Below are 15,316 nucleotides of genomic sequence, written 5' to 3'. Positions count from 1 at the left end.
TGGAATGTTTAATAATTAAATAAAACAGTGTGGACACATTAAGTTACAAAACAGTATCTGCCAACAAAAACACCGTAAACAAAGAGTGGGTTGTTGTTGATGCTGAAGGACAAACGTTAGGGCGTATGTCTTCTGTAGTAGCAAAACTGTTACGCGGGAAGTACAAAACTAACTACACACCACACGTTGATTGCGGAGACAATGTTGTTGTTATCAACGCCTCTAAAATCAACTTAACAGGTAAAAAGTGGGACGCTAAGTCTTACATCCGTCACACGGGTTATCCTGGTGGTCAAAGAAGCCTTACTGCAAAAGAATTGTATGGTAAAGACCCTGCGCGTCTTATCGAGAATGCAGTAAAAGGTATGTTGCCTAAAAACAAATTAGGTAGTGCGATCTATCGCAATTTAAAGGTTTATGCCGGTGCAGAACACGGGCAGGAAGCGCAAAAACCTAAAGCAATTAACATTAACGAACTCAAGTAAATGGAAGTAATTCACAAAATTGGTCGTAGAAAGACCGCCGTTGCTCGTGTTTATTTAGCTCCTGGTTCTGGTAACATCACCATCAACAAGCGTGATCTTAAAGAATACTTCACAACAGGAACGTTACAGTACAAAGTTAATCAGCCATTAGTAATGACTGAAAATGATAAAAACTTTGACGTAAAAGTAAACGTTTATGGTGGAGGTATCACAGGACAAGCAGAAGCTGTACGTTTAGCTCTTTCTAGAGCAATGTGCGAAGTAGATGCAGAGAACAGAGGTATCCTTAAGCCGGAAGGTTTGTTAACAAGAGACCCAAGAATGGTAGAGCGTAAGAAATTCGGTCAGAAGAAAGCGCGTAAGAAATTCCAATTCTCAAAACGTTAACAGCAATCGTGTTTCAATCTTTATGGAATTTATTTTTCATTCAGTTTTTGAAAGCGAAAAGAAATTAATTTAAAAATTAAGTCGTTGTCCTGAGTGATCAGGAAATTAGTTTAGCATCTAAATGTGCTTGGCGATTCATTAAGAAGACCACTTGCATATTGCTACTACAACGGGAACGTAAACTAAAGTCAAAATGGCAAAAACAGAAAATGTAAAGGATTTACTGGATGCAGGTGTACACTTTGGTCACCTTACCAGAAGATGGGATCCTAACATGGCACCATATATTTATATGGAGCGTAATGGGATTCACATCATCAATCTATACAAAACTGCTGCTAAACTTAGCGAAGCTTCAGAAGCACTAAGTAAAATTGCAGCTTCAGGTAGAAAAATACTTTTTGTAGCTACCAAAAAACAAGCTAAAGAGATTGTTGCAGAACAAGCAACTCGTGCAAAAATGCCTTACATCACAGAGCGTTGGCCTGGAGGTATGTTAACCAACTTCGTAACTATACGTAAAGCGGTTAAGAAAATGCAAACTGTAGATCGTATGAAACAAGACGGTCGTTTTGATAGCTTGTCTAAAAAAGAGCAACTACAAATGAACCGTATGCGTGAAAAACTTGAAAAGAACTTAGGTTCTATCGAGGATATGACACGTCTTCCAGGTGCACTATTTGTAGTTGACATCAAACGTGAACACATTGCGATTAAAGAAGCTCAAAAATTAAACATTCCAATCTTTGCGATGGTTGATACCAACTCTGATCCACGTCAGGTTGATTATGCTATCCCATCTAATGATGACGCTTCAAAATCTATTGAGAAAATCATTTCTAACGTTGCTGATGCTATCGTAGAAGGTCTTTCAGAACGCAAAGCCGGAAAAGAAAAATCTGGTGAAGGGAAGAAAGATAAAGCAGCTAAGCCGGCAAAGGCAAAAGCTAAAGCTGTAGCTAACGACGAAGAAGAATAGTATTTAACAATTTGATAATAAGTAAAGTCGTTTAGTATACTGCATTTTTGCACTAAACTAAACGACTTTTGTTTTAACTCATAAAACGTATTTAAAATGGCAAAAATAACAGCCGCAGAAGTAAATAAACTTAGAAAGGCTACCGGTGCAGGTATGATGGATTGTAAAAATGCACTTGTAGAAGCTGATGGTGATTTTGATGAAGCAATCGCTGTCCTTCGTAAAAAAGGACAAAAAGTTGCTGAAAAAAGAGCAGACCGCGATTCTAGCGAAGGAGTTGTGGTGGCAAAAATCAATGATGCAAACAACCGTGGTGTTGTGTTTTCATTAAACTGTGAGACCGATTTCGTTGCTAAAAATGATTCTTACGTAGAGTTAGCAAATGAACTTGGTGATATCGCGATCAACTTTGATACTAAAGAAGCGTTCTTAGCAGCAGACTTTAAAGGGATGACTGTTGAAGAAAAATTGATCGAGCAAACAGGTGTTATTGGTGAGAAGTTAGAAATTGGTGGTTTTGAACTTTTAGAAGCTCCGTTTGTTGGATCATATGTACATGGTAACAAAATTGGTGCTTTAACTGGTTTATCTCAAGCTTCAGATAACGCAGAAGAAGTTGCAAAAACAGTTTCTATGCAGGTAGCTTCTATGGGGGCAACCACGTTATCTTACAAAGATTTTGATCCAGAATTTGTTGCTTCAGAAACCGAAGCACGCATTGCTGCGATCGAAAAAGAAAACATTGAGTTAGGTCGTTTAGGAAAAACCCTTAAAAACGTACCACAATATATCTCTATGTCTCAGTTAACTCCAGAAGTTATGGCTCAGGCAGAAGCAGATATCAAAGAAGAATTGAAAGCAGAAGGAAAACCAGAAAAAATCTGGGATCGTATCGTTCCTGGTAAAATTGAGCGTTTTGTTTCTGACAACACTACTCTTGATAATGAGAAAGCTTTGTTAGATCAAGTTTTCATTATGGATGAGAGCATCAACGTTGCAAAATATGTTGCAAGTAAAGGTGATGCAGAAGTAGTAGGCTTTAAGCGTGTGAGCTTAGCTTAATTCTTTCTGACAAAATACTAAGTAAGAAGGCTGCCTATTGGCGGCCTTTTTTTATGCCTTGCATTCTTTCTTTTTCTCAAATGTCATTTAAGCTTATATTTGTCAAAAATTTTTCTACGCCATGCAATACAAACGCATTCTTTTAAAATTATCAGGTGAAGCATTAATGGGAAAACGCCAGTACGGTATAGACCCAGATAGACTTGCTGAGTATGCAGAAGAAATTAAAAAAGTACTTGATCAGGGGGTAGAAGTAGCCATTGTAATTGGTGGTGGAAATATCTTTAGAGGTGTTGCCGGAGCCAGCCGCGGTATGGATCGCGTACAAGGGGATCATATGGGAATGCTAGCCACTGTGATCAACGGTTTGGCATTGCAGAGTGCTCTTGAAGAAGCGGGTATTCAAACCCGTTTACAGAGCGCGGTAAAGATCAATGAGGTTGCAGAACCTTTTATTAGACGTCGCGCCATTCGCCACTTAGAAAAAGGACGTGTAGTGATTTTTGGTGGAGGAACCGGGAATCCATATTTTACTACTGATTCTGCAGCGGTTTTAAGAGCTATTGAGATTCACGCAGATGTGATTTTAAAAGGAACGCGCGTAGATGGAATTTACACCAGCGATCCTGAAAAAGATGAGAAGGCTGTAAAATTTGATTTCATCAGTTTTGAAGATGTCTTACAGAAGGGACTTAAAGTGATGGATACAACCGCATTCACATTAAGTCAGGAGAATGAGCTCCCCATTATCGTGTTTGATATGAACAAACAGGGCAACTTGCTCAAAGTTGTTGAAGGAGAAAATATAGGTACTACAGTAAATTTATAATTTAGTATTTTTGGTTGGTTTGAAAAAAAGCAACGAACAAATAAAGCTATGAACGAAGACATTCAATTTATACTTGACGGAACTGAAGAAGGCATGCAAAATGCGATCAATCACTTAAAAAAGCAATTTGCAAACATACGTGCCGGTAAGGCGAGCCCTTCAATGTTAGGAAGTGTAATGGTAGATTACTACGGAAGTCAAACACCATTGGCTCAGGTTGCCAATGTGAATACTCCTGACGGAAGAACGATTTCTATTCAGCCTTGGGAGAAAGCGATGATTCAAGAGATTGAAAAGGCAATTATGAATGCCAATCTTGGTTTTAACCCAATGAATAACGGTGAAAGCGTGATTATCAACGTTCCGCCGTTGACTGAAGAGCGCCGTAGAGATTTGGTAAAACAAGCTAAAGCTGAAGCAGAAGATGCAAAAGTAGGTGTGCGTAACGATCGTAAATCAGCAAATAACGATATTAAAAAGCTGGAGAAAGATGGTCTTGCAGAAGATCTATGCCGAAATGCAGAAGTTGATGTTCAGGATTTGACTGATAAATACATCAAAAAAATTGACGAACTACTAGCAGTAAAGGAAAAAGAAATTCTTACCGTTTAGTTCTCGTTAAACTCATGCTAAGAGCGACCCTTGGGTCGCTTTTTTTATAGTATTTTTAGTCCCTAAGTTCTTCGGTGATAATGTTTAAACAACTTATTTTCTGTTTGTTTTTGTTTCTTTTGCTGCAAAAAAATGCATTTGCTCAGCAAAAAAGCATAGCTGTCGATTCGTTAATGCAACGTGCTATTTTGGCGGCAGAACAAAATAATCCTCAAGAGGCGCTGCCGCATTACAGCTATACCACTTACGAGAAAACCATTATTACAGATTCCTTAGAACGTGAAACCAACGCCCATTCTTTTTTTACCGAAAAGGTTTCAAAAAATGAGTTTGATGCATATTCGGGTTTTAAAGAAGAAGTGCTAGGCCTCAATATGGCTGGTTTTAAAGAACCGCGTTATGAAGTGCTTGGGATCACCTTGCAGTCGCGCTCCTTTTATGATGAGGATTTTGTGATCTTCAATTACCGTTACGCCGGACCACTTTCTTCCCGCGGACTCAAGAATTATGATTATCAATTTGTTGCGGATACCACCATTTTAGAACGTCCCAGTTATGCGGTAGCTTTTCAGCCAAAAAGGCCACAAACTATTCCCGGGCTAGAAGGGATATTGTATCTAGATCAAGAATCTTTAGCTATTCAGCGGGTGCATATCGCAATTAACGATGAGCTTGTGGCTCGTATTGAGCAGCATTACACGTATCTTGAGGAGGAGGCTGTTTACCTCCCCAAATCAAGTAAACTTTATATTGAAAAGGGCGAGACCTCAAAACGATTGTCGCTTTTTAGAGGAAAAGTTTCCGTAGGAACCATCGAGCGCAACCCGGTTAAAGAAGCGATAGAAGGCAGATACTTGCTTTCTACTTCGTACAATGCCAATTTTAACCTTTCTGAAGACGAGGAGATCGAGCATCCCAATCTTGCGGTTGAAGTGATGGAAGGCGCAGAAAATAAACCCGAATCCTTCTGGAAAAAATACCGCTCACAAGCGTTGACGCAGCGAGACCTTAATAGTTTTGACTACCTCAATAACATTGTAGAAACTCAAAATATTGAGCGTCGTTTAGCAGTCATCAACAACTTTGGGATTGGCTATTACACGGTTGATTTTTTTGATTTTGATTTGACCTATCCCGTAAAGTATAACAATTACGAAGGTTTGCGACTGGGCTTGGGCGGAGTGACCAATGCTTCGTTTTCGCAAAAGTTCAGGCTAGAAGGCTACACGGCTTATGGTTTTAAAGATAAGGCTTTAAAATACGGCATTGGCGGGGGAATTATGCTCAATGAATCCCACGGTGCCTGGTTGAGTTTAACCTATAACGATGACTTGCAGGAAGTAGGTAGCTTTAACTATTTAACAGATCGCCGGGTGTACTCTTTATTTGAGCCGCGTTTGGTGAATATCACGCAGTTTTTTGACTATAAAACACTTCGACTAAATCAAGAATATCAAATCACACCTAAGATTTTATCTGAGTTTCAATTTGCGAAGTCAAACATTGTTCAAACGCAAGATTATAGATTTGTTTTAGGCGATGAGTCTTATCAAGAATATGATATTACCGAAGCCACTTTTGGAGTTCGATGGAGTCCGTCGAGTAAGTTTATGCGTTCTGAGAAGGGAACGGTAGAGATCTACGATGGCTATCCTAAAGTTACAGCGCAAGTTTCTAAAGGAATTTCAGGCTTGTTTGATGGAGATTTTGATTTTACTAGAGTGGGTGCAAAATTTTACTATCAAGTAGAACGCCTCAATAAATCAACCACCGAATTTTTGATTGAAGGTAAGATGGCATTTGGCGAAGTGCCGTTAACGCATTTATTTCACGCGTATCCCAATGCGCCTACAAAAGAAACTATTATGCAGCGTTTTTCGGTGGCGGGTGTAAATAGTTTTGAAACCATGTATTTTGGGGAATTCTTTTCAGATCGTATTGCGACGCTGCAAGTAAAACATCATTTGCGGCCGTTTAATTTAGGCGAAAAATTCAAGCCCGAAATGGTATTCATCACCCGTTATGCCATTGGCGATATCTCAAACATAGCGCGGCATCAGGATGTGAGTTTTGGAACTCTTGATAAAGGCTATACTGAAACCGGCTTTGAAATCAACAAGATACTTTTTGGCTTCGGTACAAGTTTAACCTACCGCTACGGGGCGTATAGCCTGCCTAGTTTTGCAGATAACATTGCGTTCAAGTTTACGTTCAACCTTCAGTTGTAAATAGATTTTCAAATTAGGTTTCCGTAGGGATCTTCAGTTCAAAGCCTGCGCTTTTCTGTGGATTTTGTTTTTGATTTATGGCAAAGGCTATTCGTTCTTAAATGAGTATCTTTGCGCCTCTTAAATTAGGACGATGACCAAGCTATTGGGTTACGGATTTTGGAACGGTGTCGCACGCCTTATCTTACGCAACAGACTCTTTATTCTTTTTCTGGTTGCCGCATTTACTGTGTTTTTAGGCACACAGTGGAAATACATGCGATTTACCTATACCGAAGCCAACTTACTGCCGGATGATCACGAAGTCAATCTGGAATACAACAAATTTCTTGATCAATTTGGGGAGGAAGGAAACCTTATCGTATTCGGAATAAAAGATTCTACGCTTTTTACTCCCGAAACGCTTAACAAATGGAATGCGCTTTCTGATACCATCAATGATTTTAATGAAGTCGCGCTTTCGGTATCTCTTAAGGATTTAAAACTGCTTCAAAAGCAAGAGGAACCTAAGCGTTTTGAGATGATTCCTTTTGTAGACGGTTCTGTAAATACTAAAGTGCAAGCAGAGGCGCTCAAGAAAAAGCTTTTTAAAGAATTGCCTTTTTATGAAGGACTGATCTATAATAAAGAGACCGGTACGGTACGCAGTGCCGTGTATCTCAAAAAGGACATCGTTAATACCGCAGCGCGGAAAGACTTTATCGTAGATGACCTTATTCCGTTGATTGATCAGTTTGAAGAAGAGACCGGGATCACAGTGCATACTAGCGGGATGCCGTACATACGCACACTAAACAGTGCAACGATCATCAGTGAAATTGGTTGGTTTGTAGGTGGTGCACTTCTAGTAACCTCGCTTATCTTTTTCTTCTTTTTCAGATCTTACCGAGCGACCTTTATTTCGATGATCACTGTGGTGATTGGTGTGATGTGGGCCTTTGGATTCTTAGGTTTGTTAGGTTATGAAATTACCGTGCTTACCGCGTTAATTCCGCCATTAATTATCGTGATCGGGATTCCTAACTGTATCTTTTTGATCAATAAATACCAGCAGGAATATAAAAACCATGGGAACAAGATCAAGGCGCTTCAGCGTGTGATCACAAAAGTTGGTAACGCAACCTTGATGACCAACATCACAACAGCTTCTGGTTTTGCAACATTTATTTTAACGCAGAGTTCGCTGCTGAAGGAATTTGGTATTGTGGCTTCAATCAATATCCTGGCGATATTTCTATTGAGCTTGTTGATCATTCCTATCATTTATAGCTACATGTCGCCGCCAAAAGAGCGCCATTTAAAACATTTGGGAAAAACCTGGATTGAAGGTTTTGTAAACTGGATTGAACGTATGGTGCGCGATCGCCGCATCACGATCTACATCAGTACCGTGATCTTACTTATCGTAAGTATGATAGGTATTTATCAAATAAAAGTTTCGGGTAGTTTGATTGAAGATATGCCCAAAAACACGACGTTTTACAAAGACATCAAGTTCTTTGAAAGCGAGTTTGACGGGATAATGCCACTTGAAGTGTTGATCGATACCAAGCGACCTAAAGGCGTGATGAAGTTGCCAACCTTAAAACGTATGGACGAGCTGGCAACGACCATCTCAGAAACTCCAGAGCTTTCTAAACCTATTTCTATTGTGAATCTGGTGAAGTATGGAAAGCAGGCTTTTTACAATGGGGATCCGCAGTATTATCAATTGCCTACTTCAAACGAGCGCAACTTTATATTGCCTTATGCGCAAAGCTTTTCTAGCGAAGCCGGCCTGCTGGATAGTTATGTAGATTCTACCGGGCAGTATGCGCGTATGACGACCTTTATGCAGGACATTGGGACTGATCGTATGGAGATCGTAGAAGGCAATCTGTACAATAAAATAAGTATTCTTTTTCCTGAAGATAAGTTTGATGTGACGCTGACCGGTAAGGCTTTGGTGTTTCAAAAAGGAACTAATTATTTGATCAATAACCTGATCATCAGTTTGTCGCTGGCCATTTTATTGATCTCCGTATTTATGGCCTTTATGTTCCGGTCGTTTAAAATGATCTTGGTTTCTTTGATCCCGAATTTATTACCCTTATTGATCACCGCCGGATTGATGGGCTTTCTGGGCGTGCCTATAAAACCTTCAACCATTTTAGTGTTCAGTATTGCGTTTGGAATTTCGGTAGATGACACCATTCACTTTTTGGCCAAATACCGTCAGGAATTAAAAAGCAGCGGTTGGAAGATCAAGCGTTCGGTGTATGCTTCGGTAAAAGAAGCTGGCGTAAGTATGTTTTATACTTCAATCGTCTTGTTCTTTGGATTTTCGGTATTTATGATCAGTAGCTTCGGTGGTACGGTTGCGCTAGGAGGCTTGGTTTCGGTAACCTTGATCTTTGCGATGTTATCTAACCTATTATTGCTTCCGTCATTGTTGCTTTCGCTAGAGCGAAATATTGCCAATAAAGAAGATTTTAAAAAACCTGCGATCCACATTCTGGACGAAGTAGAAGATGAAGAAGTGCTTGAAGAATTAGACAAAGAATAATTCCGTTTAAATTTTCAGCCAGTTTTGCGGCAATCTGATGTAAAATTTATCTTTGTCGCGTATCAAACTTGAATTACAGAACTAAGCCAATCACGTCTCAAGACGTTTTGATTCTATAACTATGAGAAAAACCATTGTACACATTTTAAAAGAAGAGCCCAAAGGGCACGAACTTACCGTAAAAGGTTGGGTAAGATCGTTTAGAGCCAACCGCTTTATTGCGCTAAATGACGGTTCTACGCTTAATAATTTACAGTGTGTCGTTGATTTTGAAAATACAGATCCAGAGCTTTTAAAACGTATTACCGTAGGTGCTGCAATCGCCGTTACCGGAAATCTTATCGAAAGTCAAGGCGGTGGTCAGGCTGTTGAAGTTGAAGCTAAGGAAATTAAAATTCTTGGTGATGCAGATCCTGAAGAGGTAAAGAAAACCATCTTATCGCCTAAACGTCACACGCTAGAGAAATTGCGTGAGCAAGCCCATTTACGTGTGCGTACCAATACTTTTGGGGCAGTAATGCGTTTGCGTTCGCAATTGAGCTTTGCGGTACATCAGTACTTTCAGAAAGAAGGTTTTTATTACGTAAATACTCCGATTGTAACCGGTAGTGATGCAGAAGGTGCGGGTGAAATGTTTAAAGTAACGGCTTTAGACATGAAAAATCCGCCGAAGGATGAAGACGGAAACATTGATTATAAAAAGGATTTCTTCGGAAAGGAAACTAATTTGACGGTTTCTGGTCAATTAGAAGGAGAAACCTATGCGTTGGGTCTGGGACAGATTTACACCTTTGGGCCAACTTTTAGAGCTGAAAATTCAAATACGAGCCGTCACTTGGCAGAATTCTGGATGATCGAGCCGGAAGTTGCTTTTTGCGACTTGGATATGAATATGGATCTGGCGGAAGACTTTATCAAATATGTGATTCAGTTTGTGATGGATAATTGCCAGGATGATCTAGAGTTTTTAGAAAACCGATTGATCCAGGAGGATAAAGCTAAGCCCGAAGCAGAGCGTGCGCCAATGCCTTTGCGTGAGAAATTAAAGTTTGTTTTGGAGAACAATTTTAAGCGCGTAAGCTATACCGAAGCGATCGAGATCCTTAAAAACTCAAAGCCTAACAAAAAGAAGAAATTTAAATATCCTATTGAAGCATGGGGTGCCGACTTGCAAAGTGAGCACGAGCGTTTTCTTGTAGAGAAGCACTTTAAGTGCCCGGTGATCTTGTTTGATTATCCCGCAAATATCAAAGCTTTTTATATGCGCTTAAATGAAGACGGCAAAACCGTACGCGCGATGGATATTCTCTTCCCGGGAATTGGTGAGATCGTAGGAGGTTCGCAGCGAGAAGAGCGTTTAGAAGTGTTGCAAGAAAAAATGGCAGCGCTAGACATCCCCGAAGAAGAACTGTGGTGGTATCTAGATACCCGCCGTTTTGGTAGCTGTGTGCACAGTGGTTTTGGTCTTGGTTTTGAGCGTTTAGTACTATTCGCAACCGGAATGACTAATATTAGAGACGTGATTCCTTATCCACGTTTTCCGCAAAACGCTGAGTTTTAAACAGAGCAATAAATTAAAAAAAGCCCGATTTAAACTTTTAAATCGGGCTTTTTTTTGGGGTTAAAAATGCTTCGGGGAAAAACCCCCTTTTTAAAAGTGTTTTTTCCTAGTGAAAAAAAAGATGTCTATTTTACACCTAACTATTTTAAAATCCAACAGATGAAAAAAACTACCTTAGTTGCAGCCGTGCTTAGTGCTGCATTTTTAATTACTTCTTGCGAAAAACCTTGCGAGTGCGAGGAGGCGGAAACGCCAATTTTAGGTGCTCCGGCTAATATTATTCCCTTAGCTCAGGCAGATTCGCTGTATAAAAATTATGGTAACAGTCGTGTTGCCCTTATCGAGCTTGCAGAAAACATCACCGAAGAAGGCGATACCATCCCAAAAGAGGATGCTAATTATAAACAGGCCACCCGTCTAGTTAGTTTCTCATTTGCTGAAATGAAAAAATATATGGCATATATCGAACAGCAGGCAGATTCTGCAGGTGTAGAGGTTTTGGAACTACGGGTGTATTTTGGTAAATATGGTAAAAAACCTATTAAAAAAACTAAAGCAAATAAGGGGACAGTGTTTTTTAATCCCGCAGCTGAATTTGTTTTTGCAGATGGAACAAAAGATACTGTAAGTTTTGCTATTCTTAATAATGCTGATGGTTCTAAGAGTGCAGTGACTGTTGGATCTGTGTTGAATGGATCTGCTTTGACTTCAGGTTTGGGAGCAGAGGACGTTAACTCTCTTGCCGAGAATTTTGGCCAAGAAATGCCACCACCACCAATAAGTGATGAAGATTTTTAATCAACATCTAAGCTAGATTAAGGGTGACGATTGAATCACTAATAATTTCAGATTGGCAAGAGCGCATTGCGTATTTCGTTACAAATCCAGGAATAATGATTTCTGATTTTGCCGAATTGCTGAGTTTCGTTTTCGGGTTAATTTATTGGAATAAGTTTAAACAAACGCCTATAAGGTGGTTTATTCTATTTCTAGGATATAATTTCTTTAACGAAATGGCTGCTTTAGCCTATTACGTTAGTGGCTTGAGTAATAACAATACCATTTTTTATAATGTGCATCAAGTCATTTACTTTAGTGTTCATTTTTACATTTTTTATAAATACCTATTACGAAAAAGGCTGAAACTTGCCGTTGTTCTCTTTTATAGTGTTTGGTTGATAAGCTTTACGTATCAGCTTTTTACCAAAAATCTAGTTTTAGAATATGCATTGTTCTCAACGGTTCTCGGTGATTTTCTTAAGATGATCAGTGTTTTATTTGTTTTTATAGAAGTCATTAATGCTTCAACTATTTCAAAGCTGCAAGACAACATGATTATTTATCTAGGCTTAGGGCTTTTGGTTTATTTGGTAATTAGTATTCCAACTTCAGTCACTTCATTTGTGGGGTGGGAGAAAATTGGAAAGGATACGGGGCCAAGAATGGAGTTTTATCAGATTTTAAGAAATGTGGGCACTTTTGCTGGGGCTTTAATGTATTTCATTTTTGCTTATGGTTTCTATAGAGCAAAAGCACCAAGTATGAGTTTAACGCGGTAGGTCAAATAATTAATTTAGGATTTAAAAATTAGAGAAGATTGGATTTAGAAATATCACAGGAACGTTTAGAGTTCATTTTGAGCAATCCATCCACGATGACCATGACTGCGCTCGAGCTGCTTTCGTTTATAGTTGGCTTATGCTATTGGAAAAAGTTCTCTAAAACACCAATCGTCATTTTTATTCTTTTTTTAGGATATAACTTCTTGAATGAGGTAGCAGCTGCTTTTGTTGTGGTTGCTAATCTTGCCGATAGAAATACCGCATTTTACAATCTAAGATACTTGATTTATTTTTCAGCACTCTTTTGGATGTATTTCAAATACTTAAATAAACGTTCATTCAAAAATACAGTGGTCGCTTTTTATGCTCTATGGCTTTTGACGTATATCTATTTTGTAGCAACAAGTTATTTTCTTTATCAAAAACCGCTATTTTCAGCAGTAACCGGTGATATGCTTCTGCTTGTGGTTGTTCTTTTATATTTGGTTGAAACAATAAATAGTGCAGATTTGAGCAAAATACAAGACCTTGTTTTGATTTATATAAGTATTGGTCTTGTGATAAGTACAGTCATTCAACTTCCTGTTTCTGTAGCCATATATGTAGGGTGGTATAAAATAACAGATGCTTCAGACAGTCTTAATGCATTTTATAATATCATTAGAGATGCTAGCTTTTGGGCTTATTGTGTTTCATATTTAATTTTTGCTTATGGTTTTTATAGAGCTAAAGCACCAAGAACTAGTAATCTAAACTAAATAAGCCATTGCAAACCTCAATAATCACGTTTGAGTTTTCTTATGAACGTCTGGGATATTTGACTGGGAATCCCTCTTTGGTAATAATGTACTTTTTTGAGTTGGCTGCATTTGTTACTGGTCTATATTATTGGAAAAAGTTTGAAAGTACCTCTATAATATGGTTCATTCTTTTTTTAGGGTATAATTTTTTAAATGAGGTCACAGCATCTACAATTTATATTTTTGGTTGGGCAGATCACACGAGCATATTCTATAATGTGCGTTACCCTATATATTTTGGAGTGTACTTTTATTTATTTTATCAATATGCCGTAAGCGATCGTTTCAGACAGATTATTTTGATGATGTTTGGTCTCTGGTGTTTGAGCTATTTATACTTTGTATTTACTCATGGTATTGTAGAGGGGGTCGCTTTGTTTTCAAGAGTTTTTGGTGGTTTTTTATTGCTCATAGTGATTCTCTTTTTTCTGATCGAAGTGATAAATAATAATTTAACCACCACCTTAAAAGATGTTTTTTTAGTTTATATAAGTATAGCACTGATTCTAAATCTTGTGGTACAGTTACCTGTACTTACAATGACTTATGTAGGTTGGCCAAGAGTTATGGAGCTGAATGATGAGAGACGACAGTTTTTTAATATAATTCGTAACGCAAGCTTTTGGGTGGCGAGTGCTATGTATCTAATTTTTATTTATGGTTTTTATAGAGCTAAATCTTCAAACTATTTAATGCAATAACTATGGATCAGGATACGCAGCTTTTAGTCATATTGGTTGTTTTGCTGGTATTATTCCTGCTGGCGCTGATCATTTTTGTCCTGTTTTCAGTATTTATGAAACGTAAAAACAGTTTGCTGCGCGAGCAAATAGAAGCCGAAAAACGATACGAACGCGCTATTGCAGAAACCCAAATAGAGATACGCGAAGAAACTTTACGTAACATCAGTTGGGAATTGCACGATAATATTGGCCAGTTGCTCACCTTAGCCAAGATCAAAGCGCAGAACATAGAAGATGGCGAAGATATGCTCGAAGTCGCAGAAACGATAGGAACGGGCTTAAATGAGCTCAGGGCGTTGTCAAAATCGATCAACCCAGAAGCGATTAACGGTCAGTCGCTTCTAAAGTCCTTAGAAAACGAAGTGGCCCGCTTTAACCGCTTGAAATTTCTTTCGGCAACCTATGATTTGATCGGTGATCCTGTGCAACTTAATCCTAAAGCGGAAATCATTTTGTTTCGGATAGTACAAGAGTTTATGAGTAACACGATGAAGCATTCTAAGGCGTCCAAACTGCAGATACGTGTTCAGTTTAAAGCTGATGCATTAGAGATCACTGCGCTAGATGATGGTGTGGGTTTTGACGCAGAGAAACTGTTAGAGCGCGGTATAGGTTTAAGTAACATAGATAAGCGTGCGCAATTGATAGGAGCACAGGCACGTATAAGTTCTATTCCCGGGGCTGGGACTCAATTAAAATTATATTATCCTTTAGATTAGAAATTAGAATATGTATAAAGTTGCTTTAGTAGACGATCACACTTTGCTGTCAGAGGCCATTGCGGGATTAGTAAGACGTTTTGAGAATTTTGAAGTTGTCAATGTTTCGGTTAACGGAAGAGAATTGGTAGACTTTATTGAGGCCAATCCTGATATGCAGCCAGATGTTGTGCTTATGGATGTGAAAATGCCTGTGATGGGCGGGGTCGAAACTACGCAGTATTTAACAAAGCACTATCCTGAGATCAAGGTGCTGGCGCTTTCGGTAGAGGAAGAAGAGGGCGTGGTGATGCAAATGATTCGCGCCGGAGCTAAAGGGTATTTATTAAAAGACACGCGCAAATCTATTTTAGAGCAAGCTTTAAATGAAGTCCTTGAGCACGGATATTATTATACCAATACGGTTGAGCGTATCGTCAAGAAAACGGAGCGTTTAAAAGATCAGGAGATCGTTTTAAAAGAACGAGAAATCGAATTTATCAAACACGCCTGCACCGAAATGACCTATAAAGAGATCGCTGAAAAAATGTTTTTAAGTCCTAAAACTATTGAAGGTTATCGAGAATCAGTTTTTCAAAAACTAGGTTTAAAAAACCGCACGGGATTGGTGATCTATGCTATTAAGAATAAAATTTTTGTTCCCTAGTTTTTCAATTATGTTGTCTTTTGTGTACTCGATCAGAAGCTAACATTGTAGATGGTTCTTGTCGCCAAAGGGTTACGCAATTAAGTGTTACGTTATAGCTGAAATTTTTAATCTGGTGTACTCTGTAATGTGCGCAAGCAGCGTAAAATTAATTTTTG

Annotated in this window: 15 protein-coding genes; all 15 read left to right on the top strand. The window is 38.7% G+C overall.

The window, feature by feature from the left end; all coding sequences use genetic code 11:
- The first annotated feature begins 29 nt into the window (after nt 1–29).
- The 15 genes from rplM to HCN54_RS13320 all read left to right on the top strand — a co-directional run bounded on the left by rplM (nt 30) and on the right by HCN54_RS13320 (nt 15,158).
- Complete coding sequence (rplM, locus tag HCN54_RS13390) at nt 30–485, top strand: 50S ribosomal protein L13 (RefSeq protein WP_072983038.1); 456 nt, start codon at nt 30–32, stop codon at nt 483–485.
- A complete protein-coding gene (rpsI, locus tag HCN54_RS13385; RefSeq protein ID WP_072983039.1) occupies nt 486–872 on the top strand; it encodes a 30S ribosomal protein S9 in 387 nt (128 codons plus the stop codon).
- Nucleotides 873–1,065: 193 nt separating this feature from the next.
- A complete protein-coding gene (gene rpsB, locus HCN54_RS13380; protein ID WP_072983041.1) occupies nt 1,066–1,851 on the top strand; it encodes a 30S ribosomal protein S2 in 786 nt (261 codons plus the stop codon).
- A gap of 96 nt (nt 1,852–1,947) precedes the next feature.
- Nucleotides 1,948–2,913, top strand: coding sequence for a translation elongation factor Ts (gene tsf / locus HCN54_RS13375; protein ID WP_072983043.1), 966 nt, complete (start codon nt 1,948–1,950; stop codon nt 2,911–2,913).
- A gap of 121 nt (nt 2,914–3,034) precedes the next feature.
- On the top strand, nt 3,035–3,742 hold the full coding sequence (gene pyrH / locus HCN54_RS13370; RefSeq protein WP_072983045.1) for a UMP kinase: 708 nt from the start codon (nt 3,035–3,037) through the stop codon (nt 3,740–3,742).
- Between the two features lie 48 nt (nt 3,743–3,790).
- Complete coding sequence (gene frr, locus HCN54_RS13365) at nt 3,791–4,354, top strand: ribosome recycling factor (RefSeq protein ID WP_072983046.1); 564 nt, start codon at nt 3,791–3,793, stop codon at nt 4,352–4,354.
- An 80-nt stretch (nt 4,355–4,434) separates the two neighbouring features.
- The gene (locus HCN54_RS13360) at nt 4,435–6,582 is read left to right on the top strand and encodes a DUF5686 family protein (protein WP_167598177.1); all 2,148 of its coding nucleotides are present in this window, start codon (nt 4,435–4,437) and stop codon (nt 6,580–6,582) included.
- Nucleotides 6,583–6,715: 133 nt separating this feature from the next.
- Nucleotides 6,716–9,127, top strand: coding sequence for an efflux RND transporter permease subunit (locus HCN54_RS13355; protein ID WP_167598176.1), 2,412 nt, complete (start codon nt 6,716–6,718; stop codon nt 9,125–9,127).
- Nucleotides 9,128–9,248: 121 nt separating this feature from the next.
- Complete coding sequence (asnS, locus tag HCN54_RS13350) at nt 9,249–10,688, top strand: asparagine--tRNA ligase (protein WP_167598175.1); 1,440 nt, start codon at nt 9,249–9,251, stop codon at nt 10,686–10,688.
- A gap of 159 nt (nt 10,689–10,847) precedes the next feature.
- Entirely contained in the window at nt 10,848–11,486 is a 639-nt protein-coding gene (locus HCN54_RS13345) for a hypothetical protein (protein WP_167598174.1), read from the top strand.
- A gap of 23 nt (nt 11,487–11,509) precedes the next feature.
- Nucleotides 11,510–12,247, top strand: coding sequence for a hypothetical protein (locus HCN54_RS13340; protein ID WP_167598173.1), 738 nt, complete (start codon nt 11,510–11,512; stop codon nt 12,245–12,247).
- A 38-nt stretch (nt 12,248–12,285) separates the two neighbouring features.
- Nucleotides 12,286–13,008 carry a hypothetical protein gene (locus HCN54_RS13335; RefSeq protein ID WP_167598172.1) on the top strand — a complete coding sequence of 241 codons (723 nt, stop codon included), beginning with the start codon at nt 12,286–12,288 and terminating at the stop codon, nt 13,006–13,008.
- Between the two features lie 8 nt (nt 13,009–13,016).
- Nucleotides 13,017–13,751: a hypothetical protein gene (locus HCN54_RS13330; protein ID WP_072983058.1), complete on the top strand. Its 735-nt coding sequence runs from the start codon at nt 13,017–13,019 to the stop codon at nt 13,749–13,751.
- 2 nt (nt 13,752–13,753) lie between these two features.
- Nucleotides 13,754–14,512, top strand: coding sequence for a sensor histidine kinase (locus tag HCN54_RS13325; protein WP_167598171.1), 759 nt, complete (start codon nt 13,754–13,756; stop codon nt 14,510–14,512).
- Between the two features lie 10 nt (nt 14,513–14,522).
- Entirely contained in the window at nt 14,523–15,158 is a 636-nt protein-coding gene (locus HCN54_RS13320) for a response regulator transcription factor (protein ID WP_167598170.1), read from the top strand.
- The last annotated feature ends 158 nt before the right edge of the window (nt 15,159–15,316 follow it).

The organism is Leeuwenhoekiella sp. ZYFB001, from assembly GCF_011784865.1.
In the GTDB taxonomy this organism is placed as follows: Bacteria; Bacteroidota; Bacteroidia; order Flavobacteriales; family Flavobacteriaceae; genus Leeuwenhoekiella; species Leeuwenhoekiella palythoae.
This window is presented reverse-complemented; position numbering and strand designations above follow the sequence as displayed.